The 24,081-nt window shown below is 58.4% G+C and carries 20 protein-coding genes and 3 pseudogenes; 14 read left to right on the top strand and 9 right to left on the bottom strand.

Features of this window, described 5'->3' with window-relative positions:
• Positions 1 to 105 precede the first annotated feature (105 nt).
• The 3 genes from AB688_RS19655 to AB688_RS19645 form a co-directional block, all read right to left on the bottom strand.
• Positions 106 to 1,239 carry a hypothetical protein gene (locus AB688_RS19655; protein ID WP_063545611.1) on the bottom strand — a complete coding sequence of 378 codons (1,134 nt, stop codon included), beginning with the start codon at positions 1,237 to 1,239 and terminating at the stop codon, positions 106 to 108.
• A gap of 299 nt (positions 1,240 to 1,538) precedes the next feature.
• Positions 1,539 to 1,814, bottom strand: a complete 276-nt coding sequence (locus AB688_RS19650) for a pyocin activator PrtN family protein (RefSeq protein WP_063545610.1) — start codon at positions 1,812 to 1,814, stop codon at positions 1,539 to 1,541.
• 183 nt (positions 1,815 to 1,997) lie between these two features.
• A complete protein-coding gene (locus AB688_RS19645) occupies positions 1,998 to 2,183 on the bottom strand; it encodes a hypothetical protein (protein WP_063545609.1) in 186 nt (61 codons plus the stop codon).
• A gap of 152 nt (positions 2,184 to 2,335) precedes the next feature.
• On the opposite strand from AB688_RS19645, the pseudogene AB688_RS26550 reads away from it, so the two are divergent.
• Positions 2,336 to 2,655, top strand: a pseudogene (locus AB688_RS26550) (glycoside hydrolase family 19 protein); the annotation flags it as partial.
• Positions 2,652 to 3,220, top strand: a pseudogene (locus AB688_RS19635) (lysis protein). The pseudogenes AB688_RS26550 and AB688_RS19635, both read left to right, overlap by 4 nt.
• On the opposite strand, the gene AB688_RS19630 reads toward AB688_RS19635, so the two are convergent.
• Positions 3,209 to 3,784 carry a hypothetical protein gene (locus AB688_RS19630; RefSeq protein WP_063545607.1) on the bottom strand — a complete coding sequence of 192 codons (576 nt, stop codon included), beginning with the start codon at positions 3,782 to 3,784 and terminating at the stop codon, positions 3,209 to 3,211. The pseudogene AB688_RS19635 and the gene AB688_RS19630 overlap by 12 nt on opposite strands.
• Positions 3,785 to 3,966: 182 nt before the next feature.
• Between AB688_RS19630 and AB688_RS27250 the strand changes: the two are divergent.
• A pseudogene (locus AB688_RS27250) lies at positions 3,967 to 4,116 on the top strand (DNA adenine methylase); the annotation flags it as partial.
• 44 nt (positions 4,117 to 4,160) lie between these two features.
• Positions 4,161 to 5,258, top strand: coding sequence for an SH3 domain-containing protein (locus AB688_RS26545; protein WP_081255291.1), 1,098 nt, complete (start codon positions 4,161 to 4,163; stop codon positions 5,256 to 5,258).
• A 348-nt stretch (positions 5,259 to 5,606) separates the two neighbouring features.
• Here AB688_RS26545 and AB688_RS19620 read toward each other — a convergent pair whose 3' ends face one another.
• Positions 5,607 to 6,296: an SOS response-associated peptidase family protein gene (locus AB688_RS19620; protein ID WP_063545605.1), complete on the bottom strand. Its 690-nt coding sequence runs from the start codon at positions 6,294 to 6,296 to the stop codon at positions 5,607 to 5,609.
• A 106-nt stretch (positions 6,297 to 6,402) separates the two neighbouring features.
• Here AB688_RS19620 and AB688_RS19615 point away from each other — a divergent pair, with 106 nt between their 5' ends.
• Positions 6,403 to 6,831 (top strand): LexA family protein, encoded by a 429-nt coding sequence (locus tag AB688_RS19615; RefSeq protein WP_063545604.1) that lies wholly within the window; start codon positions 6,403 to 6,405, stop codon positions 6,829 to 6,831.
• Positions 6,821 to 8,092 carry a Y-family DNA polymerase gene (locus tag AB688_RS19610; protein ID WP_063545603.1) on the top strand — a complete coding sequence of 424 codons (1,272 nt, stop codon included), beginning with the start codon at positions 6,821 to 6,823 and terminating at the stop codon, positions 8,090 to 8,092. The genes AB688_RS19615 and AB688_RS19610 overlap by 11 nt, the downstream gene beginning before the upstream one ends.
• Positions 8,093 to 8,331: 239 nt before the next feature.
• Here AB688_RS19610 and AB688_RS19605 read toward each other — a convergent pair whose 3' ends face one another.
• On the bottom strand, positions 8,332 to 10,695 hold the full coding sequence (locus AB688_RS19605) for a DUF4062 domain-containing protein (RefSeq protein ID WP_196759874.1): 2,364 nt from the start codon (positions 10,693 to 10,695) through the stop codon (positions 8,332 to 8,334).
• Positions 10,696 to 11,505: 810 nt separating this feature from the next.
• On the opposite strand from AB688_RS19605, the gene AB688_RS19600 reads away from it, so the two are divergent.
• On the top strand, positions 11,506 to 11,691 hold the full coding sequence (locus AB688_RS19600; RefSeq protein WP_081255346.1) for a hypothetical protein: 186 nt from the start codon (positions 11,506 to 11,508) through the stop codon (positions 11,689 to 11,691).
• A 137-nt stretch (positions 11,692 to 11,828) separates the two neighbouring features.
• Positions 11,829 to 13,070 (top strand): M20/M25/M40 family metallo-hydrolase, encoded by a 1,242-nt coding sequence (locus AB688_RS19595; protein WP_063545601.1) that lies wholly within the window; start codon positions 11,829 to 11,831, stop codon positions 13,068 to 13,070.
• A 153-nt stretch (positions 13,071 to 13,223) separates the two neighbouring features.
• Here AB688_RS19595 and AB688_RS19590 read toward each other — a convergent pair whose 3' ends face one another.
• The 3 genes from AB688_RS19590 to AB688_RS19580 all read right to left on the bottom strand — a co-directional run bounded on the left by AB688_RS19590 (position 13,224) and on the right by AB688_RS19580 (position 17,533).
• Positions 13,224 to 13,463, bottom strand: coding sequence for a DUF3077 domain-containing protein (locus tag AB688_RS19590; protein ID WP_063545600.1), 240 nt, complete (start codon positions 13,461 to 13,463; stop codon positions 13,224 to 13,226).
• A gap of 13 nt (positions 13,464 to 13,476) precedes the next feature.
• Positions 13,477 to 13,725, bottom strand: coding sequence for a hypothetical protein (locus AB688_RS19585; RefSeq protein ID WP_063545599.1), 249 nt, complete (start codon positions 13,723 to 13,725; stop codon positions 13,477 to 13,479).
• 490 nt (positions 13,726 to 14,215) lie between these two features.
• Complete coding sequence (locus AB688_RS19580) at positions 14,216 to 17,533, bottom strand: type III effector HrpK domain-containing protein (protein WP_063545598.1); 3,318 nt, start codon at positions 17,531 to 17,533, stop codon at positions 14,216 to 14,218.
• 528 nt (positions 17,534 to 18,061) lie between these two features.
• Here AB688_RS19580 and AB688_RS19575 point away from each other — a divergent pair.
• The 6 genes from AB688_RS19575 (at position 18,062) to AB688_RS19555 (ending at position 24,052) form a co-directional block, all read left to right on the top strand.
• Complete coding sequence (locus AB688_RS19575) at positions 18,062 to 18,544, top strand: formate dehydrogenase subunit gamma (RefSeq protein ID WP_054895549.1); 483 nt, start codon at positions 18,062 to 18,064, stop codon at positions 18,542 to 18,544.
• Positions 18,541 to 20,091, top strand: coding sequence for a formate dehydrogenase beta subunit (locus tag AB688_RS19570; RefSeq protein WP_063545597.1), 1,551 nt, complete (start codon positions 18,541 to 18,543; stop codon positions 20,089 to 20,091). Before AB688_RS19575 ends, AB688_RS19570 begins: the two co-directional genes overlap by 4 nt.
• Positions 20,088 to 22,976 (top strand): formate dehydrogenase subunit alpha, encoded by a 2,889-nt coding sequence (fdhF, locus tag AB688_RS19565; RefSeq protein ID WP_063545596.1) that lies wholly within the window; start codon positions 20,088 to 20,090, stop codon positions 22,974 to 22,976. The genes AB688_RS19570 and fdhF overlap by 4 nt, the downstream gene beginning before the upstream one ends.
• On the top strand, positions 22,973 to 23,176 hold the full coding sequence (locus AB688_RS19560; protein WP_054894270.1) for a formate dehydrogenase subunit delta: 204 nt from the start codon (positions 22,973 to 22,975) through the stop codon (positions 23,174 to 23,176). The genes fdhF and AB688_RS19560 overlap by 4 nt, the downstream gene beginning before the upstream one ends.
• Before the next feature lie 96 nt (positions 23,177 to 23,272).
• Entirely contained in the window at positions 23,273 to 23,440 is a 168-nt protein-coding gene (locus tag AB688_RS26540; protein ID WP_081255289.1) for a YhfG family protein, read from the top strand.
• Positions 23,441 to 23,443: 3 nt separating this feature from the next.
• Positions 23,444 to 24,052 (top strand): Fic/DOC family protein, encoded by a 609-nt coding sequence (locus AB688_RS19555; protein WP_054894269.1) that lies wholly within the window; start codon positions 23,444 to 23,446, stop codon positions 24,050 to 24,052.
• Positions 24,053 to 24,081: the final 29 nt, after the last annotated feature.

Genomic DNA, 24,081 nt, shown 5'->3' with positions numbered 1-24,081 from the left:
TCAGTTACAAACTGCCGCTGGCTATAACTGTGACCGATGGAGACAAAGGGCCTTTTCTACAGAGGCCGAATTTTTGCTGGCATTTGAAGCAGGCACGCCCGTTGGTTAGGTGGAGGGCTCAGAAGCAGCTGTCGCGCCTAGTGCTGGCTGCACCTTTTTTGCCATTACAGGCTTACTCGTCGAGAGGTCTAGCTTGTCGATGATCTTCATGAGGATTTCATGGGTGTTGATCGGGTAAGGGTCGTTGCCTACCTTTGAGAAATCCCGGCCACCGAAGATCCGCGTGGCGATGATCGCCTTGAGTTTGTGCTGTTCTTCGTCAGGCATGGACGCCAGGAACGGCGAGATGGCTTTCATGTCTAGCGACGTCTGTAAATGTTGGTACTGCTGTTCCCGGTGCTTTGCCGACTCACGTGCCAAGTAGGCAGCAGGCACACCTAGCAGGAACACAAGGCTAATCTTGCTCAGGAATCTATCCCACTCAAAAATCGCGCCAGTTGTTTCATAAAGCGCCCATCCTAGAATCGCCACGATCAATAGCATGCAGGCTAGTGCGCCGAGCCGTAGGTAGTCCGCAGCCTCTTTTTCGGACGCAGCGCTTCCCTCATAGTCGCCTGCAATCATCCGCGCTGCCGCCTGCCCTGTTACGCGGTTGATGTGTTCAGTTTTCTGGTCAATGTCTATAACTGCTGCAGCATACGCTGCGGTAATCTTCTCTATCTCACCGTCCGCTACCAGCTTTAGTTCAGCGAACTGGGATTTAAGCTCACTCGCTCTAAACTCGCTCTCTTTGAGCATGTGGCTGACTTGAGAGATATGAGCCTGCTGCTCGCGAAAAGCTTCATTGGGAGTTACTTGGAAGGACTCTAACCCGGTGCGTTCAGCACGTGACCGCACCATTTGCACAGAGGCTTGCGTAGCCAGCTGCATTAATCCGATGCCGAAATTCGATAAATCTTTCCCTAGGGATTGGAGCCTGTCATCAATATGGGTAGCGAACTCCGTAGCGCAAGCAACCGTGTCCATAGCGATTTGCTGAAAGAGAGGTAGCCTGTGCTCGTCTATCCGCACTTCGGGCGCATCCAACATCGTAAGGACGCTACGCTCAAGCTCGCTCAGGCGGTTGATGCCCTCGATGCTAACAGATTGATTGTCCAAACCCTCCCCGAGTCGTGAGAGCGTTGCCCTAATTTTCACAAGGTAGTCGTACATCGAGATCTGCAACGCGTCTTTGCTCATATTGGATGGCTTTGATAGAAGAGAAGTTGTCCCCAGTGCGTACGCCCGAGGTTCGCTAGGTAAGCACGCTACTCATTTGCCATCACCCTGTCTATTGTGCAGTTACTATGACCGCCAATGCATTGACAATGTCGTCAGGGCTGGCGCAGTCAGTGCCCAGGTGCCTTACGCGATGTTCAGCACCCGAAAAATATGCCTGCTCTGGGTCGTTAGTTGCCCTCGCCAAAGGCCGGTCCGGGTTGGTGGTCGACGATGTTGACGGCCACCGACACTTGGCCTGGCGAGGTGCAATCTTCCGGTTAGCCGGCGCGAAGCTTCTTGTTCAACTGCGCGCACTCCTTACGGGCGGCCTCCCGCTGCTGATCCAAGTATTGCGCCAGATCGGCAATATGAATGCCTCTCGCGCTTCTCTGGCTAGCTTCGAGCCTGGTGATCGGGATGTGGATCTGCCCGGCCAACACCTTGCGTTGAAACATATCGGGCGTGAGATGGGTGAAGTAATCGGTGCACACCTGCTCGATTGAGATGATGGCTTTGCCGTTGTATTGCGCCATCAGAACGAAGGCGGTGTTCATACTCGTCTCCGCATTGCTCGTTTTGCGGCCACGTTCGCCATCTTCGCCGCCCACTGGTCAACCTCCCGTTGTTGGCGTGTAAGACTGCTTTGCGTATGTCGGCGAGTAGACCTGCCTTTGCCGCAAACATCGTAGATAGCGGGCAGGTCAAGGCTGTTTGAGGTCATGGGCGGGCGGATGCGCTCATTCATGGCTTACCCCTTTGGCGCTGTTGCGTGCGATATCAATCAACTCTGCGGTGTTAATCGGTTTCAAGAGCTGCCCGCCGTTCTGTACGGCTTCCAATCGGGTGCGGTACAGCCCGGCTTGGCCGAGCCAAGCAGCGACGCGTTCCTCGGGGCATGACGTGGGGTGGTCGTTAGTGCTCATACGGCCTCCGCACCTGCGCTTGGTGCGCCAACGGGGGGGTTACGGAGGTGGGCGTGGATGCGCTTGGCCAGCCCCGAGAGCGCGTCGGCCAAGGTGCCTGCAAGATCTGCTTGGGTAAGCCTGAGCGCTTCGCCAATGCAGCGTACGGCGGTCGCATGGGCAACCGGCCGGAGGCCAGTGGGGACGGATGGTTGTTCCGTGGTCGCGGGCTTATCCAAGTGACCGGACGGGGCAACTACGCCGCCTGCAGCGAAGCGCTGTTCGGTGACAGCCGTTTGCTGAACACGCCGGAGCTCCTCGAGCATCCTGTATACGCCGCGTTGTCGGCGGGTTGGTTTTGGCAGAAAGAAGGGCTGAATAGCCTGGCTGACAAGGGTGACCTGCTCGCAATCACAAAGCGCATCAACGGCGGTACAGCGGCTTTGATGATCGCAAGGCGCTGTATGAGCGTGCACTTGAGGTGCTGCAATGAGCGCCTGGGGCGGTCGCCTGATTGCCCTGGCAACCCTGGTGCTCGTGTGTGCCCTTGGTGCCCGGGGAGCCTGGGTCTGGCAGGCCAACGTCTATGGGAAGCAGCTTGCCGAACAGGCCGACGACTATGGCAGGCAGTTGGCGAAGAATGACCGCGTTTACGGCCGAGAGCGGGAGGAGGCCGCTACAGCAGCACTCAACCAACTGGCAGAGCAGCAGGGGGTGCGCCGCGCCGCGTCCTGGAGGCTCGCCTGCAAGACCAAACCAAAATGCACTGGAAGGAAAGGAACGATGCTCAACAAGCTCAGGCTCGTCTGCGTGACCGGCTTGCTACCGCTGATCTACGGCTGTCAGTCCTTGTCGACGCCGGAACCTTTGCTGCCCAGGGTTGTGGCGGTGGGGTGCGAGAAGCCACCAGCTCCGGAAGAGTGGTACATGGAGCCTTTCCCGCCCAACTTGACGGAGCGCATGCTCAAAGAATTGTCGCCATCACCAACGACGGCGACCGGGCCCTGATAGCATTGAATGCATGCCAAGACTACGCCAGGACGATCTCAGCTCCCTAAGGCTAGGAACGCTCCGTAGGCGCGATAGGTCCCATATCCAAAAGAGCACAGGGATGTTGCGCCGAGGATTATTGAGACCATTTGCAAGAAAACGCCAGTGCGGTTTCGCCATTTGCGCTGTTCAGAATAAAGCACCTGGGTGAGGTATGTCAGGCCCGACGATATCGTTGATAGGAAAGCGCCGACTACAAATATAGTCAGTGGTACCGCAAACAGGGGAATGTTCAATCGGCTAACGTCTGCTAGCTTTCCAATGAAAGCTAGCAAGGCCACCGCGGCACCTCCGTTTAAGAGGACAATGGCTCGCAGGGCGTTCTGGCCTGTATGGACTACTGATTTGAACATCTCTAGGGCGGCCGAGAGATTATACTTCTCTTTCTCAACTTGGGTCTGGAGATATGCTTTGAGACGTTCAATTAAAATGCTTTCACTTTCCTCATTGGCACTATCGATGAATTTATCAAGGCCTGAGGTAAGGATCTCAATACTCACAGAGTCTTGGCCCTGCGCTGCGAAGCTTTCAATTTCAGCTCTAAGTTGCCTAGCGAATTCTTTAGCATTCATCAAAATTCCCCCATGCCTAATTAACAAATGAAAAGAGCGAGCCTAGTCGGATGCGCCAACATCCACCCAGGCTCGCTGAACCCGCAGACTGTTCCTGCAAGTCCAGTCGTGGCTCCTGCCTTTTGCGCAAAGCGCGGTGAGCCTATCACCTATTTACCCATACAGTAGAGACTTGCATACCTATGACTTCTCCAATTATTCCCTGGATGGGTGGGAAACGCCGCTTGGCCGACCGCTTGATCCCCCTCTTGGAGGTCGTGCGCCAGTTCAAATGGGCGCTCAGCTCTCGCCAGATCTTCGAGTGGCAGAAGATGACACGCCGTGAGATCCTAATTCCGCTTACCAATAGCCAATAGATCGGCAAGGAGAGTCCCAGTTGAGCAAGAAGGACGTACTTCCCAAAGCGACGAGTAGCTCTCGGGATGAAAACTCTGTGCTAAAAGCAATCGAGGCGATGAATAGGCCTTGGGCGGAAAGTCCTGCGCTGAAAGCGATCGAGGCGATGAACAGGAACTGGGCGGAAAGTCCTGCGCTGAAAGCGATCGAGGCGATGAATAGGCCTTGGGCGGAAAGTCCTGCGCTGAAAGCGATCGAGGCGATGAACAGGAACTGGGCGGAAAGCCCTGCGCTGAAAGCGATCGAGGCGATGAACAAGACCTGGGCGGAAAGCCCTGCGCTGGAAGCTATCGGGGCGATGAGCAGGACCTGGGCGGAAAGCCCTGCGCTGAAAGCGATCGAGGCGATGAACAGGGCCTGGGCGGAAAGCCCTGCGTTGAAAGCACTGGAGTCGGCTTCCAGCGCTTGGATAAGTAGTCCATCCTTCAAGGCAGCAGTCGTCGCGGCTCAAACTTTGGGAATCTCTCCGAATCTAGAGAGGCGTGCGAGGTCGAGCTTATCTCTAGAGAGATGGGGGGTTACAGGCGCAGTAACTGTTGACGCAGTTCTCGATGAGCTAGCAAATCGCGCCGCACCTCCTAAAGAGCAGTCTGCTGATCTACAGACCAGTGGTGACCAAAGTCTATCGGAAGTAGCGGAGCTTGGCCCGGTTAAACCGGCTCTAGTGACTGCCCCGAACCAAGCCCTCACAGGTGTGCCTACCTGGGCACTATTTTTTTGGTTGTACATCTTAACCCCACTAGTGTTAGTGGTCATTAACTGGGAAGGCGCACGTGGAAGTTTGGTCGACCTGAATGCTCGGCTCCCGCAAACTGAAGTGTTCGCGGAAATAAGAAATTTTGTCCGAACACATCTCGCCGGAAAGCCGGGCGATATACGGCTGGTCAAAGGCAAGAACGTGCGTCTCAGAGAAGGGCCGGGAACAAAGTTCGATGTGATACTGCTTTTGCCTCCTGGTGCACCTGTCGTTGTGTTAAGTAAAGAAGATAGGACCTGGCTTTACGTTTCATATGAATATCAGGGGTATGTGATAGATGGCTATGTTTCGACCAAATTTTTGAGAAAGGTGCGGAAGTGAGATGATAGCTGAATGCAAAAAAAAGGCGCCCAAGCTCCGATATGCCGGGGCTTGGGCGCCTTTTCTATCACCACTCCAGCAAAATTGGGTATTCAGGAAGCACTGGTCCAGTCAATCATGGGTGCAACGCTGAACCGGCGGGAGGGTTCAGCCACCGGAAAATATGGCAACGATCAAAGCAAGGAAAAAGGCCGATGGAACGGTCAGCTATACCGTCCAGATCGGCCTCAAGATAAAAGGTCTCCTAGTCTACCAAGAGTGTCAGGCGTTCGCCCGAACGCAAGTAACTCAAGCCAGGTACCAAGACAGGCGCAAGAGCTGTCCGAGGACTGGCTGAGGCTCTTTCAATCAATCCGCAGGTAATATCAATTCAGGACCCTGGTTGCGGACACTGCCTACATCCTTACGGACTGCATGCCACTTGAAATCACCTGCGGCTCGGCAACCGGTACGCACTATCTCTTCTGCGCGCTCCATTGATGTATCTGGCGAGATCCACTCACGAGCAACCTCGGGCGAGAGCACAAGAGGTTTGCGGTCGTGTATATCGACGAGACCTTGGTCAGCTGCAGCGGTGATGATCACGAAGCCGTCCCGTTCGTCTGGTTCAAGTGCTGAGTGAGCTTCGGCCAGCGCCGCGAAGAACAGCGGGGCTTCGTCCGTTGCCTGGATGTAGTAGGGTTGCTTGCGCTTTGGGTCCGCAGGATCAGCTATCCACTCGAACCAGCCATTCGCCGGTGCCAAGGCTCGGCCATTCGGCCAAAGTGATTTGAAAAACTTCCCCGTCACCACCGTTTCTGCCCGCGCATTGATCGGGTCAGGACGCTTCCCCTTCGCCCAAAACGGCGCCCATCCCCATTTCACTCGATCTACCCTCAACCCTTCTGGTACCGCTCGTATTATCTCCAATCGGGTGGATGGGGCGACGTTGTATCGATTGATCTGCTCGTGGTCATAGCCATTGATCACGACCAGGTCGAGGCTCAACTGCCGGAGGTAGTTGTCCATGGATTCGTAGATCGAGTAACGGCCGCACATATCTCACCTCGCTCGTTCGTCGGCTTCCACACGCCTGGCGTTGACGGGGGAACGATCTGACCGTTAACTGTACATATATACAGTTATTTATCTGGAATAACCCCTCATGACCATCACTTTCCTGGGAGTCCCGACCGGTGGCCCTGCATTGCTGCCCGTGTATTCGTTTCGAGTGCCCGCAGGCTTCCCCTCACCAGCGGCGGATCATCTGGAACGTCACATCTCACTCGATGAGCTATTCGAGCTACGGGCGCCCCATGTGTACCTGGTGCAAGTGGAGGGTGACAGCATGCAGGGCGCTGGCATTTTTTCCGGCGACCTTCTTATCGTAGACCGCAGCAAGGAAGCAGAGCATGGCGACATCGTGATCGCTGCGATCAACGCTGAGCCTGTCTGCAAACGCCTGCACAAGCGGGGTGGGGTGGTGATGCTTCTGTCCGAGAACCCCAGCTATCCACCCCGGTACGTGATGGAGGGCGATGACCTGGTCATCTGGGGTGTGGTTCGCTACAGCGTGCGCGATCATGCGCAGTGACCAGGTGTTTGCGCTGATCGATTGCAACTCGTTCTACGCGAGCTGCGAACGCGTGTTCCGGCCGGATCTGGCTAAGACACCTATCGTGGTACTGAGCAATAACGACGGCTGCGTGATCGCGCGCAGCTACGACGCCAAACCGTTCGTGAAGATGGGAGAACCGTACTTCCAATGCCGCGAGAGGCTGAAGCGGCACGGCGTGGTGGCGTTCTCCTCTAATTACGCGCTGTATGGCGACATGAGTGAGCGCGTAATGTCGATCATCGAATCGATGGTGCCTGCGGCTGAGGTCTATTCGATCGACGAATGCTTCGCCGATCTCACCGGCGTGCAGGGCAGCTTGAGCCAGTTCGGCCGCGACGTGCGGGCCAAGGTGCTGCAGCGTACCGGCATACCGGTCGGTGTCGGCATCGCCCGCACCAAGACCCTCGCGAAGCTCGCCAACCACACCGCAAAGCGGCTGCAGGCGCACACGGGCGGCGTGGTCGATATCACGACGGACTTCGAGCGTGACTGGGTGCTGCGTAATACCGAGATCAAGGAGGTGTGGGGTATTGGGCGGCGGATGACCGAGCACCTGAGGAGCATGGGGATTCAGAAAGCCATGGACCTGGCAAAGGCTGATCCGCGCATGTTGCGGGACAAGTTCAGCGTGGTGGTGGAGAAGACCGCGCGCGAGCTGGCTGGCGTTCCCTGCCTCGAACTGGACGAGGCAGCACCCCCGAAACAGGAGATCTGCTGCAGCAGGATGTTCGGCAAGCGACTGAGTGATCTTGCCCCGATCAAGCAGGCCGTGGCCACCTACACCGGCCGAGCAGCTGAAAAGCTGCGGGCGCAGGGCTCGGTATGCAAGCGCATGCGGGTGAGTATCCGTACTGGCATGTTCAACCCTGATGAGCTGCACCATGCGCAGGGAGCGCTTGTGGAGCTGCCTTACCCTACGAACGATACGCTGCTGCTCACCAGGGCGGCGACAAGCGCGGTGGAGCGTGTTTTCAGGGAGGGCTATCGTTACAGCAAGGCCGAAGTGCTGCTGCTCGATTTGCGGCAGCCAGGTGAATTCACGGATGATCTCTTCGTGATCACGCAGCCTGTGGCGAGCGACAGACTGATGTCGGTGGTGGACCAGATCAACGACCGATATGGGCGAGGGACAATGAGGTCGGGCAGTGTACCCAGGGCCCCCGATTGGGGTATGCGCCGCGAGCTGATGAGTAGGTCATATACCACGCAGATCGATCAATTGTGGCGAGTTCGGTAGCGGGGCATGGCGCAAAAAAAGGGGCAAACTGAGCGCTGTTCTATGCCCCTCCATGACTTTTGTTGGCCTCCCCCGCAAAGATAAAAAGCGCCCAAGCCCTTAGTACATAAGGGTTTGGGCGCTTTTTTACGTTAATACTCAAGCACAATCGGGGAGGTATGCTGTATGCGAGTGTAGGTGCCTTGATGAGATTTCACGTTTCGGTAAGGTTTGGTCTGTGTAAAGGTAATATGTCTTTTTCAGATAAAGGTCTCGGAGCACAGATTTCGAATTTGATCTTTTTTTGCTGAAACTCCGAAGTCGAGCCAGTGCGTGACGTTGTAATAGGTGGTTGGAGACCTCATGTGTTCCTCAAAAATCTCCTTGAGTGTTTTTCGCGGGAGGGTCTTGCAACACTTCAATGCGCAGTGTTTTCTTATGCCGCTATCTTCATCCTGCAATAGCGCTTTTAAACGCCCCAGTCCGAGGTTGACAAAGTCCTTGTCGGGCATTGAAGAAATAAGATGTTGGCGTATTTGTGCGGGACAGCTTATTTCAAGTATTTCAGCTGCTCGGTTTCGCGCAAGCTTCATTATGACTTTAACAGTTGTTTGCAGTGTTTTTTCTGTCATTACTTGGCCTAGGAGGCTTGTTGAGCTGCGGATGCGTTGTGATAAAGAAATAACTCGTGGGATATCTTGCCATTCACCAGCATGCCAGAAATATTGAATATCTTCATCAGTTGGTTTTATTGCTGTGTCTTCTAGTAATCGTCGGACTACAAAAAGGTCTACTTTGCTGTTGCTTTCTATTAGAAGAGTAAGCGTGGCGCGTTTAATGCGAGTGATCATGAATTCTTCAAGCGAGGCAAAGTTTTCCTTGGCAGTGCTGAGTTCGCGGTTGTAATGCCGGGCCCATGCTTGTATGCTCGATTCGTAGTGGGCTTTGAAACCGTCCTCAATCCTTGCCTCGATTTCCTTGCGAAGTCTGTTTTTGTTTCGGCGGTAATATTCAATGTAAGAGCTTATCACCAGGGGTGATTCGCGCTCTGCTCTACTTAATAGTTCATTGTCGCTTATGCTTTGCATCGCAAGGGGGCGATATTTGTCCCAGGCTTCAGTTTCTTCCTGGGTTGGCTTGTTTGTATCCGACATGAGTAATGCTTTAGCCTCATTTTCGCCAATCTTTACATTGTGGCTGTTGAGTGCTTCAAGTGCCAGTAGTCGAATTTTTACGTCTGGGTCTAGTCTCAGTTCGTCAGCTTTCTCAAGGCTAATGATCTTTCTGGTTACGGCAAGTTTAAGGGCCTTGCGTCTAATATTACTATTGCGATTTTCTATAGCCTGTTCTAGGCGAAGATTAGATATTGCGCCTGGGTTTTCGAATATATCGTCGACGAGTTTAGTGCTAAGTGCGGCGGGTTGCAGAGCTTGAGCGGACTCTATTGCGGCATCTGCTCCGTCACGAAGTTTGATAGATATGTAGGCTTCATTTGCTGGAGTAATGCTCTGTGATTCGTTCTCGTCGATTACAGCTTTTATTAGATCCAGGTCTTCTGTTTTACCGTATTTGGCCAAATATTTTAAGGCGGCGTTTCGGGTGGGAATTTTGGTCTTTGAGTTAAGCCAGTCGCTGAGGTAGTCTGCTCTTTTGAAGTGTTCGTCGCTTTTGATTTCTGTGCCTGTTAATGTCATCAGGTCGATAATTGAACTTTTTGTTACAGCTTCATTGTCAGGGAACATCCACGTTAGAAAGCTGAGGTCGATTGCTGGGTTAGTGGCTAGTGTAAGCCAATGCCAGAATGGCATGTTCTCATGGCCGAGATTTTTGGCGCCTGCAAGGATTAAGTGTAGAACTTCCGAAAATTCAAAATTGCACTCGGCCCGATATTTAAATAAAAGGTTGGCATCGTGAGCGCCAATGTAAGTGGTATCATTGGTGCTATCGCCGACTGAAGATGCTACCAGCCTAAATCGCGCTACCTCAAAAGGCTTTAGCTTGGGTTGCTCATCGTTCGTTACGGTCCTCGTAAGAAGATCTTTTATGAAATTTGCGCTTAAAGTCGGGAAAGGTCCATTCCCTGTCTTTGTGGGTTTGTCACTCTGTTCGGGGTTTTGCGCTTCAAGAGTGTCTGGCGTGGTAAACTCAATGTGTTCTAGTGCGTACTTGGTTATGCATCTGCGCACAAGCCTTTCTAGATCTTCTTTTCCCTTGAAGGTTTCGAACAGAATTTTTTTTTCGTCTATTATTTTCTTTCTGAATTTTATTACCTTTTGGAGATGCTCGCCTGGGTCGGTCAGCAGCTGTTGCTCTACCTCTTTAAAAAACAAGCTCATTAGAGGTTTTTTATCTTTTCTATGACTTTCTGATGCCACGTAAAACTCTTCTTCGAACCCTGAAGAGAACTTTCCTTCGGTATCGGGTGGTGTGCCCCACCTCTTCCAAATGAGGCCGATGAATACGTCGCAGCGCTCAAGCTCCTTGTTAATTAGTGCTTGAGGTCGGCCTATTTTTGATCCTGTATCTTCCCGGCCGACGAGTTCTATGAAGATGCTAAGCTTAGCACCAAACATCAGATTCAGATCATCAATGACGTTTTTTACAATTTTTCGCTCTTCGTCCAAGTCGCCAGGGGACGCAAGAAAAAAAACTGATGACTTTGCGATTTCCAGCCACGTTACAAGTCCTTTATGTCGGATGTAAAGAGAAGTTAATCACCTATGCAGAACCATTTCGACTGTGCGGAGTTAGCACTTGTATCTGCGAGTTTTCGGTTGGTAAGGAGTCTAGCTCTGTCGCTTGGGTGTCAAAAAGTTAAGATAGCAATTAGCTATGAGAGGGGCAATGTGGAGGCCTTGACGTTTTGTGAATGCCGAACAGCGGCCAACCCGCCTCGTCATCCAGCATTGCAAGATGGCTGGTCAAATTGAAGGGGTTGGGTGGTACAAAATTGGTACTTAACCGCTACACCAGTGCTGCGTGGTACGAGAATAAAGGCCTGTGAGATATATGCGCCCAATCCATCATCGGTGCAACGCTGAACCGGCGGGAGGGTTCAGGGCGCGTGGTTTGTGGGTTTGAGGCTTGTGAAGCAGTGCGTTCGTTCAACGTATTCAGTACCGATTACCAACAATTTTGTCGCGTTGTACCCTTCGCTCGGGGCGCTGTACCAACAAAACAGCGACAGGAGGCGTTCAAGGCGCCAGTTTACCAAGAGCACCACGTATTTGCCTGTATAGCCTTGCTTGCCGCGGCCCCGGTGGTCAGTCCGGTATGGAACCATTGCCTGCGAAACAACCTACGGCTTGGGTAGCTCCCAGCTGATTTTGCCGAACGTTCGCCTTAAGATAAGTTATTCGTCCCAACCAACCCGCGCCATGTCGAAACCCACAAACAGCCCACATCCGAAGGGAAGACTCATGCATCCATACGACATGCCCCAAGCCGAAGCGGAGAAGATTCACGTCGAAATCGCCAAACTGATGGCAGAGACTCGCAAGCTCAATGCCGAAGCAGGCAAATTGACCCGAGAAACTTTCTGGTACCCGATCGGCATCGCGACCGGTCTGGTGACAGCAGTGGCGGGCATCACCGCACTGACAATCAAGGTCTTTGCCTGAATCCCCAGCCCCGCAATCGCGGGGTTTCTTGCATCAAGGCCAATGGCCTGCACTTCATCAAATGGTCTACAAAGCTGGCGCCAGCGCCATCGATGGTCAAAGCTGCAGGTTCCCCTTGCATTGATAAAGGACTTCGCATGCCCATCCGACGCTCACCGATCGCCGCTGCCATCGCCTTGTCATTCCTGTCGTTTTCCGCCCTTGCCGCCAACCTGACTCCCGACGCTCTACTGAAAAAGGCCGAAGCCGAGCAGAAGGCCTATCTCGCCACCGTCAAGCAACTGGTCAATGTCGATACCGGAACTGGCCAGGCGCCGGGGCTGAAAACCGTCAGCGCCCTGCTGGTCGAGCGGCTCAAGGCGTTGGGTGCCGAGGTCAAGACCAGCCCTGCAAGCCCCTCGGCGGGCGACAATATCGTCGGCACCTTCAAGGGCACCGGCAGCAAGTCGTTCCTGCTGATGGTCCACTACGACACGGTGTTCCTGCCGGGCACCGCTGCCAAGCGGCCGTTCAAGGTCGAGGGCGAGCGTGCCTATGGGCCTGGCGTGGCCGATGCCAAAGGTGGTGTGGCGATGATCCTGCATTCGCTGAAGCTGCTGCAGGACGAGAAGTTCAAAGGCTTCGGCACCTTGACCGTACTGTTCAACCCGGATGAGGAAACCGGCTCCAGCGGCTCGAAGGCGATCATCGCGGAACTGGCGCGCAAGCATGACTACGTGTTCTCGTACGAGCCACCGGACAAGGATGCGGTGACGGTCGCGACCAATGGCATCAATGGCGTATTTCTCGAAGTGAAAGGCAAGTCTTCCCACGCAGGCTCCGCACCCGAGGCTGGGCGTAATGCCGCCATGGAGCTGGCCCACCAGATGCTGCAGTTGAAGGACCTCGGTGACCCGGCCAAAGGCACCACGGTCAACTGGACGATGGTCAAGGCAGGCGACAAGCGCAACATCATTCCCGCCAGCGCCACGGCCGAGGCGGACATGCGCTACTCGGACCTGAGCGAAAGCGACCGAGTGCTGGCCGACGCGCAACGCCTGGTGCAGAAAAAACTCATCGACGGCACCGAAGTGACGGTGCGCCTCGACAAGGGCCGCCCGCCGTTGGCGAAGAACGCCGGCTCCGAGCAGTTGGCGAAAACCGCCCAGACGCTCTACGCGAAGATCGATCGCAACATCGAGCCGATCGCCATGCGTTTCGGGACTGATGCGGGCTATGCCTACGTGCCCGGCAGCGAGAAGCCGGCAGTGCTTGAAACCATGGGCGTGGTTGGAGCGGGATTGCATGCCGATGACGAGTACATCGAGCTGTCGAGCATCGCGCCGAGGCTTTATCTGACAGTGGCATTGATCCAGCAATTGTCTGAGGCGGCGAAGTAAGCGCGCGTAGGATCAAGTGGTTATTGTCCTGCGATGACCAGCATGCCGGTTCCATTTGCCGAGGTGTCTGCTTCGTGGGCAAGTCGGGGCGCCGAACCGCCGCCCCTACAGGGGCGGGCAGTGGATTGCAGGCTTTGTGGCCGCGGCGGTTACTCAAGGCGACTGATTTCTGGCGACTTCCAGGTCGTTCATCAATGCTTTGGCCATGGCGCTCAGATACCTCAGGGCGACCATGGCCGCAGGCGTGATTGATTCATCACCCATTTCGCTCAGGTCGCGCACGCATCCCAGTAGTAGCGAGACTTCGTCGAAAGCCTGGCCGACGGGAATGCCGGGTTGCACGCGGAAAATCCCTAGCGCAGTGGCGATGCCGGGTGTGGTGCCTTCATTCATCAGCGAACCTCTTTCACATCCGCCTCAGTGCATGTTCGATCAAGGCGCGAGCCGTTTCTGCGGCGTGCGCTGCGTTGGCGAGCATGTTCAGGCCAGGAGTACCGGCCAGGGCCCGGCAGTGTTCGTCGAGGGTTTCGCTGACGCCGCGCAACAGTTCGCTGGCGTGAGCCAAGGCGTCGGGCGGAATGAGGTCGGAATGGATGGAGAAGTAGAGGTTGTTGACGAGTTTGAGGCGGGGTGGATCGGGGACGATCTTTTTCATGGCTAACTCCCATTAAGCAAAGTAGCCACCTTCATCATCCCTCTCACAGGACAAGGGTGGCAGCGGTGCGTGGGGTGAGAGACCGGCGAGAGTTAGCAAAAACCGGCCAGGCAGAAGCCTGCCCACGCACTGCTGCCATAGCAGTGCCGCCAACTCTTCAGTAAAGCCGGGCTCTCACCCCCGGTCGCCATAGGGACGACCCGGGGAAATTAGCCCTGATGCTTATCTTCAACAACAGAGAAACGGCTGCGTGCTGCGTAGGATAATTCCCAGGTGGCCTTAAGCTGAAGTATTGGCGGAGAGATTCGGAATTTTCTGAGGGTGTAGTGGAGGGTAGCGGCGGTTCGGCGGCCCGGTTTGTCCCGAGAACACGGGCGTAGCCCGTGCCAGGGAGCGCGGTGTCTTTTTCGCGGGCAAGCCCGCTCCCACAAGGTCCGCGCAGGTTTTGAGAACCCTGTATCGCGGGGCTGCAGGCGCGGGCAGCCTTGCCTCAGCCGTAGGCGAAGTTGTACTCCTCGTCGCGATCCTCCTTGGTAATCGGTCCGCCGGTGAGGTCGTACTTGTCCAGCACCGGCTTGAGTTCGCCGAAGAACTGGTCCTGCATCTTCTCGCGCTTGGCCACTTCGATGATCGGCAGCACGATCCCTGCCACCAGCCCGATCCCCGCCGTGGCCCAGCCCAACACGCCGGAGAAGGCACCGGCGATGGCGCCGACATCGGCCAGGCCAAACAGCCCCGCACCGCCTTCGATGATCGAGGTGATCGCTGCACCTGTACCCAGCGCGCCGGTGGTCAGCGAGAAGCCGGCCCCGACCTTGTCACCGGCGAAGGCGCTGTTGACGCCGCTGATCAGGCCCAGCACGCCGCCGATGAAGCTGCCCGCACCGCCGATGACCTTGCCTAGGTTGCCCAGGCGGTTGATACCGTCGGTGTTCTGCACCATGTTGCCGGTCGGGAACTCGCCGATCGGCGCGGGTTTGGATGGATCGACCGGGGTGGGTTTCCAGACCATGCCATAACCGGCTTCCTTGGCGTACTTGGTACCGCCCTCGATGATCAGGCCGGCGAACTGCATGCCTGCCGAAACCCGCGAGGCGTTGTCGGTCGGGCTGTTGCCACCGGTGGCGGAACGTGCGGCCAGCACACCACCGGCGAGCAGGGCGCTGCCGATGTGCAGCAGGCCTTGCTTGTAGGACTCGCTGACATTGAGCTTCAGACCGTCGATCGACTTGGGCAGGACGTCGCTGATCTTCTCGCCCTGGCGGTTGGTGTCCCACACCGAGCGCAGCATCGAGATCACATCCTGCGGGCGGATCGGCGCACCGCTGGAGTCCTTGAACATGTCTGGATCGTCGGCCATGGCCTTGTCGATGATGGCCTTGGCCTTGTTTTCATCGAAGTTGCCGTTGCCGTCGCCAAAGATATCCTTGAGCGTATTCTTGTCGGCACCGTCGATCAGCGAATCGGACACCGCCTGGTTGATGCGCTGGCCGACCTCGGAGGCCTCCTGCGGCGTCACCTTGTCGCCCAGGAACTCTTTGAACAGCGCGGCATTGGAGGCGTACTGGCCGATGACGGTCATCGGGTCGCCGCCCTTGGACAGGCCGTCCTCCAGGTCCTTGCCGTTGAGGGTGTGCTCGCGGAAATACTGCTCGATATCCCCGGACTTGCCCGACTTGTCGGCGATCGATGCCAGGTCGATGTTGCCGTCGCCGCCCAGGGCCAGGTCGGTCAGGGTGGCATCGGTGCCGGCCAGGGCCAGGGCGTCGGGCAGCGACAAGGGGTTGCCATTGGCGTCCTTGGTGGCCAGGGCGGTGTTGATGATGTTGCCGCTGTTGATCTGGCTGTCCTGGCTGTGCTGCAGCGCTTTCTTCATCGCCGGGTCGGCGTTGATGATGTCGCGCATGCCCGGGCCCTGGTTTGCTGCCATGTAGGCCTTGACGTCCGCGTCGTTGCCCAGCTTGGAGATGGCATCGTCCAGTTGCTTCATGACCTTGGACTTGGTCGGGTTGAGGTGGTACTGGCTGTCGGCGGTGATGCCGGCATACAGGTCGCCGTCGACCTTGTCGCTGGCCTGCAGGCGCGCACGTGCGTCAGTGATCTCCAGCATGGCCGCGGCCTTGGTCTTGCCGTCGTAGTTCTCGGGGTGCTCGAGCACGTCCTTGGTCAGCTTGGAGGTGTCCACGCCCGCCAGAGAGCCGCGAATCGAGGCGTTGCTGAGCATCATCAGCACGCCGTGGTCGTCCTTCGGCGCCTGGTTTTCCAGCCAGGCGCCGATGTTCTTCTGCTGGACGATGCCGTCGGAGGAGGCGGTCGCGGGGTGGTCGCCCGCCGAGTCCATCACGTGCCACATGCCTGGGTTGGACCAGTAACCGGCAGCGCCTGTCAGCTCGGGGCTCAGGCCGCTGTCGGACTTGATCGCGTTTAGGTTGTCGGTGGTCAGGCTACCGTTGTTGGCGCGCTGGTTGGCGCCTTCCATCTGCGGGCCGGCGCTGCTGACCAGCGAGATGTTGGCCATGACGATGGCTGCGGACTTGGCGTTTTCCTTGGCCAGGTCGGAGGCGCCCGGGTTTTTCGAGAGGAACTTCGAATAGGAAGAGGAGGCAGCCGACAGGTCCTTGTTCTGCTGGCTGATGAACTTGTCGACATCGGCGTGGGTGATGACGCCATCGCTCTTGCCCAGGCCGCCGCTGTCCAGGGCGTTCATCAGGCTCGGGCTGCCCGCCAGGTACTTGAGCGTGGCCTGCGCCTCGGGCGGCAGGTCGCTGGGTGGGTTGGCGAAGTCGATCTTGCGGTCGTGAAGGCCCCATTTGTCCCAGTTATCGCTGAGCATCTTGGATGCGGCGCGCGGACGCTCCAGGTCTTTTTCGGCCTGGGTGGGCTTGTCGCCGCCCTTGTTGCCGGTGATGGTGTCCCAGTCGCGCACACCGCTGGCGTACTTGGAGTTGTCGATCCAGCTGGTGTCGACCGCGCCGTCGACACCGAAGATGCCGTTGGACGCCTTGCTCATCGAGGCATAGAGATCCGGGCTGATGCCTTGGGAGACGATGATCTTCTCGCCGCTTTCGGTTTCGTAGCGAATCAGGCCGTGGCCCAGTTCCTCGGGCGTACCGATGGCCTTGATGCCATCGGCGGGCTCGTCGGCCCTGGCCAGGCGATAGCCTTCCTGCTCGCTCTTGTTGATCAGGGTGAGGGCTTCGCCGTCGGACTTCACCTGGTCGAACAGGGCATGGTTGGTCTCGTTGGCGACGATCACCTTGTCGCCGGACTGGGTTTCGTAGCGAATCAGGCCGGGGCCGACCTCGTCGGCAGGGCCGATGAACTTGTAGTCGTCCATGCCCGGTGGCACATCGCCGGCCTGGGCGATGCGATAGCCCTCGGCCTTGCTCTTGTTCAGGGCGTCCACGGCGTCGGTCTTGCTGGCCATGCCGTCGAACAGGTAGGGGGTCATCTGCTTGATGATGACGATGTCGCGGCCGTCGCGGGTCTTGAGGTCCAGGACGTTGTCGGAGAGCTTGGTGATCGAGGCGATGTTGGCCAGCGGGATGCCGGTGTTGCCGATATCGGCGAGGTTGGGATCGTTGAGGTGCTTGATGACTTCCGGGTCGTTAGTGGCCAGTGCGGCGGCGATTTCCGCTTCCTTCTTGTTGTCGACCGCGGCGGCGACGACGAAGCGTTTGTTGCCGGCCGGCGTGGGGTCTGGCGTGTCCTTGAAGTTGGAAAGCGAGCGGGTGACCGCAGTTTCGAAGCGGGCGAGGGGATTGTCCGAGGACGTTGTGCCAGGGGCGTCGGTGTTCGAGGTTTTCATGGGGCCGGACCTAGTGATACAGGAGGATTCCGACGATAAGGAGGCAATAAGTCATATTTGTTTCAAATTGTAAAATAAACGTGCGAAGCGTGAGTTCACTATCGTTTTCACGCGTTTGCTAAATGATGTGATTGCCGCGGCGGAAGTTGTGAATTTAGTTGCCTGTCAAGTGAAGTGTTGTTTGGTAAATCGCCATTGTTATCGGCAAGCTATTAACTAAGTGAAATGTTGTGAAATTACTCGTAACTATCTTTCCCGGATTGGCACTGCGCTTGTGGAGGTGAGCTTATGTGCAGTCTCGCATGCGTCGGTTTCAGGATGTGCCCTGTCGCTTGCGCGCTATCGTTTTCGGCCAACGGTGCCATTCTTATCAGGATGTCCGAGGACCGAGTGCGCACAGACGCACCGGCTTGGACGAGGAGGGCGACCGTGATCCTGTGACCGTGACAGGCCCGGAACGCCACAGCAGAACACCGCCGGACACCTGCCCGCACCTTCGGGCGGATCCGGGTTGCCGAGGTCCGCTGTATGCCTGAAGAGACGCTTGACCTGCCCTTGATCCAGCGTGTGCTGGACAACCACAAGGAGGTGCCCGGCGCGCTGTTGCCGATCCTCCACGCCATCCAGCAAGGCCTGGGCCATGTACCCGATGAAGCAGTCCCCGAGATCGCCCATGCGCTGAACCTCAGCCTCGCCGAGGTGCGTGGGGTGATCAGCTTCTACCATGATTTCCGCACTTCGCCCCCGGCACGCCATACCCTGCGCCTGTGCCGCGCCGAGTCGTGCCAGAGCCGCGGCGCCGAAGCCCTGGCCGCGCAGCTGCGCGAACAGCTTGGGCTGGACGACCATGGCACCACTGCAGATGGAGCGTTGAGTCTGCGCCCGGTGTACTGCCTCGGCGCTTGCGCCTGCTCGCCAGCGCTGGAGCTGGACGGGCAGGTGCATGCGCGGCTCACGCCCGAGCGTCTGCAGGCTTTGGTGAACAGCTGCAGGGTGGAGGCGGGCGCATGATCAAGCTGTGTATTTCCTGCGATTCGCTGGCTCGCGCAGTGGGCGCCGACCAGCTCGCCGAGGCGTTCGAACGTGAGGCCGCGAAGCGGCAACTGCCGCTGCAGATCCAGCGCACCAGCTCGCGTGGCCTGTATTGGCTCGAGCCATTGCTGGAGCTGGAAAGCGCCGAAGGGCGCCTGGGCTTCGGACCGGTCATGCCCGAAGACGTGCCGGGCCTTCTGGAGGCCCTGGACAAAGGGGCTGAGCATCCACTGGCATTGGGCCCTGTCGAACAGATCCCTTACCTGAAGACCCAGCAGCGCCTGCTGTTTGCCCGCGCAGGCATCACCCGGCCATGTTCGCTGGACGACTATCAAGCCCATGGGGGCTTCGAGGGCTTGCGCAAGGCTGCATTGATGGACGGCGATGCAGTGGTTGCCGCGGTTCTGGATTCCGGCCTGCGTGGCCGAGGCGGGGCTGCGTTTCCAGCGGGTATCAAATGGCGCACCGTGCGCCAGGCACCGGCCGGGCAGAAGTACATCGTCTGCAACGCCGACGAAGGCGACTCCGGCACCTTTGCCGACCGCATGCTGATGGAAGGCGATCCGTTCCTGCTGATCGAAGGCATGATCATCGCCGGCCTCGCGGTTGGCGCTAGCAAGGGCTATATCTATGTGCGCTCCGAATACCCGGACGCCATTCGAGTGCTCGACGAGGCCGTCATGCTGGCGCGCGAGGCCGGTTATCTGGACGTCACCGGCAGCGGCGTGGCCTTCGAGCTCGAAGTGCGTGTGGGGGCTGGTGCTTATATTTGCGGCGAGGAAACGGCGCTGCTGGAGTCGATCGAAGGCAAGCGCGGCATCGTGCGCGCCAAGCCGCCGCTGCCGGCGCTCGAGGGCCTGTTCGGCCAGCCGACGCTGGTGCATAACGTCCTGACCTTGGCTTCTGTGCCGATCATCCTGGCAAGAGGTGCAGCGTTCTATCGCGACTTTGGCATGGGCCGTTCGCTGGGCACGTTGCCGTTCCAACTGGCGGGCAACGTGCGCCAGGGCGGGTTGGTCGAGCGTGCCTTTGGCCTGACCCTGCGTGAGCTGGTCGAGGGGTATGGCGGGGGTACCGCCAGTGGTCGTCCGCTGAAAGCTGCGCAGGTCGGTGGCCCGCTGGGTGCCTGGGTGCCGCCGTCGCAGTTCGATACGCCGCTGGACTACGAGGCCTTCGCTGCCATCGGCGCGATGATCGGCCATGGTGGTGTGGTAGTCGCCGACGACACGCTTAACATGGCCGGCATGGCGCGTTTCGCCCTGCAGTTCTGCGCCGAGGAATCCTGCGGCAAGTGCACGCCCTGCCGCATCGGGTCGACCCGCGGCATGGAGGTGGTGGATCGCCTGATCGCCAGCAGCGACCCTGCTGCGCGCGAAGACCAGGCGCACCTGCTGCGCGATTTGTGCGACACGATGCAGTACGGCTCGCTGTGCGCCATGGGCGGGATGACCGCTTACCCGGTGGCCAGCGCCCTCAAGCACTTCCCCGCCGATTTCGGTCTGGCCAGCTCGGAGGCCGCACAATGATCCACTATTTCGACCCCGCCAACAGCGACATCGACCTGGGCACGCCTGCCCGCGACAGTGAGCTGCAGGTCAGCCTGAACATCGACGGCCGTGCGATCAGCGTCCCCGCAGGCACCTCGGTGATGCGCGCCGCCGCGCTGCTGGGCACCAGCATCCCCAAGCTGTGCGCCACCGACAGCCTCGAAGCCTTCGGCTCGTGCCGCATGTGCATGGTCGAGATCGACGGTATGCGTGGTTATCCGGCTTCATGCACCACGCCGGTCAGCGAAGGCATGGTGGTGCGCACCCAGACGCCGCGCCTGGCCGGCCTGCGGCGCAATGTCATGGAGCTGTACATCTCCGATCACCCGCTGGACTGCCTGACCTGCTCGGCCAATGGCAACTGCGAGTTGCAAACGGTCGCCGGCCAGGTGGGCCTGCGCGAGGTGCGCTATGGCTATGACGGCGCCAACCATCTTGACGAGGCCAAGGACGTCTCCAACCCGTACTTCGACTACGAGCCCAGCAAGTGCATCGTCTGCAGCCGCTGTGTGCGTGCCTGCGAAGACATTCAGGGCACCTTCGCCCTGACCATCAGTGGTCGAGGCTTCGAGTCGCGGGTGGCAGCGGCCGGTGGCGAGAATTTCCTCGCCTCCGAGTGCGTGTCGTGCGGCGCCTGCGTGCAGGCCTGCCCGACAGCGACCCTGACTGAGAAGAGTTTGGTCCAGCTCGGCCAGCCGGAGCGTGCGGTGATCACCACCTGCGCCTATTGCGGGGTGGGCTGCTCGTTCCGCGCCGAGATGAAGGGCGATCAACTGGTGCGCATGGTCCCGGACAAGAACGGCGGCGCCAACCACGGTCACGCCTGCGTCAAGGGGCGCTTCGCCTGGGGCTACGCCACCCACCCGGATCGCATCACCACGCCGATGATCCGCAAGCGCCTTGAAGACCCATGGCAGGAAGTCAGTTGGGATGAGGCGCTGGCCTATGCCGCCAGTGAGTTCCGACGCATCCAGCTCAAGTACGGACGCGACTCGATCGGCGGTATCACCTCCAGCCGTTGCACCAACGAAGAAGCCTATCTGGTGCAGAAGCTGGTGCGTGCCGCCTTCGGCAACAACAACGTCGACACCTGCGCGCGGGTCTGCCATTCGCCGACCGGTTATGGCCTGAAGCAGACCCTGGGCGAATCGGCCGGCACCCAGAGCTTCGACTCGGTCATGCAGGCCGACGTGATCCTGGTGATCGGCGCCAACCCGACCGACGCTCACCCGGTGTTCGGCTCGCAGCTCAAGCGCCGCCTGCGCCAGGGCGCGCGGCTGATCGTCATCGACCCGCGCCGCATCGACCTGGTCGACTCGCCTCACGCCCGCGCCGAGCTGCACCTGCAGCTGCGTCCGGGCACCAACGTCGCCATGCTCAATGCCTTGGCCCATGTGATCGTCGATGAAGGGCTGCTCGACCAGGCCTTCATCGACGCGCGCTGCGAGAGTGCCGAGTTCACGCGTTGGCGTGAGTTCGTCAGCCTGGCCGAGAACTCACCCGAGGCGCTTGGGCCGATCTGCGGCGTGCCTGCCGAGCAGATCCGCGAGGCGGCACGGTTGTACGCGGGCGCTGGCAATGCGGCGATCTACTATGGCCTGGGCGTCACCGAACACAGCCAGGGCAGCACGGCGGTGATGGGCATCGCCAACCTGGCCATGGCAACCGGCAACATCGGTCGCGAAGGCGTGGGCGTCAATCCGTTGCGTGGTCAGAACAACGTCCAGGGCTCGTGCGACATGGGCTCCTTCCCCCACGAATTGCCGGGCTACCGGCATATCTCCAACGAGACCGTGCGCAGTGAATTCGAGCAGGCCTGGGGCGTTACCTTGCAGCCTGATCCTGGTCTGCGCATTCCCAACATGTTCGAGGCCGCGCTCGATGGCAGCTTCAAGGCGCTGTACTGCCAGGGCGAGGATATCGCCCAGAGTGACCCGAACACCCAGCACGTCACTGCGGCACTGATGGCCATGGAGTGCGTGGTGGTGCAGGACATCTTCCTCAACGAAACCGCCAAGTTCGCCCATGTGTTCCTGCCGGGCAGCTCGTTCCTGGAAAAGGACGGTACCTTCACCAACGCCGAACGCCGCATCTCGCGGGTGCGCAAGGTGATGGAGCCGCTGGCCGGCAAGGCCGACTGGGAGGCGACCGTGGCCCTGGCCAATGCCTTGGGCTACCGCATGGACTACCGGCATCCGTCCGAGATCATGGACGAGATCGCCCGCCTGACGCCGAGCTTCCACCGCGTCAGCTACGCGGAGATCGACCGCCATGGCAGCCTGCAATGGCCGTGCAACGAAGCCGCGCCCGACGGCACCCCGACCATGCACATCGACCAGTTCGTGCGCGGCAAGGGGCGATTCATGCTCACCGGTTATGTACCCACCGACGAGAAGGTCAATGCCCGTTATCCGTTGTTGCTGACCACCGGCCGCATCCTCAGCCAATACAACGTCGGCGCCCAGACCCGTCGCACCCACAACGTTGCCTGGCACGATGAGGATCGCCTGGAGATCCACGCCAGCGATGCCGAAAGCCGCGGCATCCGCGACGGCGACTGGGTTGGCGTGGGCAGCCGTGCGGGGCAGAGCGTATTGCGTGCGCGGGTCAGTGCGCGGGTGGCGCCGGGCGTGGTGTACACCACCTTCCACTTCCCCGAGTCCGGTGCCAACGTGATCACCACCGACAACTCCGACTGGGCCACCAACTGCCCCGAGTACAAAGTCACGGCGGTTGAGGTGGTGCGGGTGTTCCAGCCCTCTGAATGGCAGAAGCGCTATCAGCATTTCAGTGACGAACAGCAGCGCTTGCTCAAGGAGCGACGCCAGGTCGAAGGACAGGAAAAAGCCGAGGTCCGCCGATGAGCAGTGACAACCTGGTCAAGATGGCCAACCAGATCGCCCACTACTTCGACAGCGAGCCGGACCGGGCGCTGGCGGTGCAGGGGGTGAGGCAGCACTTGCAGAGTTTCTGGACCCCAGCGATGCGCCGGCAGTTGAGCGAATGGAGCGAGGCCCATGCGGGGGAGGGGCTCGATTCGAAGGTGCGGGAGGCGTTGGGATAGTGATCGGGCCTCGGCATGACCCATGCCGAGGCCGCGCAGGCATTAGCCGTTTTCGCTATAATCGAACTTCCATCACCCCGTGAGAGGCGTTGAACGGTGAAAGGCATCAGCTTGGAAACCAAAAAAGCAGCTTGGGAAAAGACTCGCCGCTCGAACTACGCAGCCAGTCTGCGCCTTGAGGGTTTTGATGTCACGCCTGACTCCGCCGAGCGTAAGCTCCCGTCCAAGGAAGAGTTGTTGCGTCACTACCGCAAGCAGGTTTGATCCTTGGACAAGTACGGTGTCGGACAGGACGCCTACTGTTATCCCGGTACGGTCGTCCTGTGCAATCTACTTGATCTTCGTGATGAGTCAGCGCTTGCCAGGGCCGAGCGGGACTTTTCCGAGCTCGCCGCCAGCCAGCTCCCATTCGAGCTTCCTCCTTACGATCTTCCCTATCTCCAGAGGCTTCATCGCGCGCTTTTTCAGGATATTTATGCGTGGGCTGGAGAAATCCGCACGCTCGATATTTCCAAAGGCCACACGCGTTTCTGCAATATGAGTCGCATTGAAGCCGAAGCTTCAAAAGTATTCAGCAGCCTTGCACGGCAAAGCTGGTATGAGGGCTATTCGCGTGCGGATCTGATCCGCGCCGTGGCAGAAAGCTTTGGCGATTTGAACATGGTCCATCCCTTTCGCGAGGGAAATGGGCGAGCTCAGCGGATTCTTTACGAACACGTGATCTTGAACGCGGGTTTTGAAATCGACTGGTGGTCGGTCGATCCTGATGAGTGGGTGGCTGCGAACATAGCGGCAGTTGTTTGCGATTATTCGCCGCTGGAAGCGGTTTTCGACAAGTGCATCGGGCGGACCATCATCGGCTTGTCGCCTGTTTAGCGTTCATGGCACGCCCAACATGAAACCTC

The sequence above is a fragment of the Pseudomonas putida genome, assembly GCF_001636055.1.
Taxonomy (GTDB): Bacteria; Pseudomonadota; Gammaproteobacteria; order Pseudomonadales; family Pseudomonadaceae; genus Aquipseudomonas; species Aquipseudomonas machongensis.
This window is presented reverse-complemented; position numbering and strand designations above follow the sequence as displayed.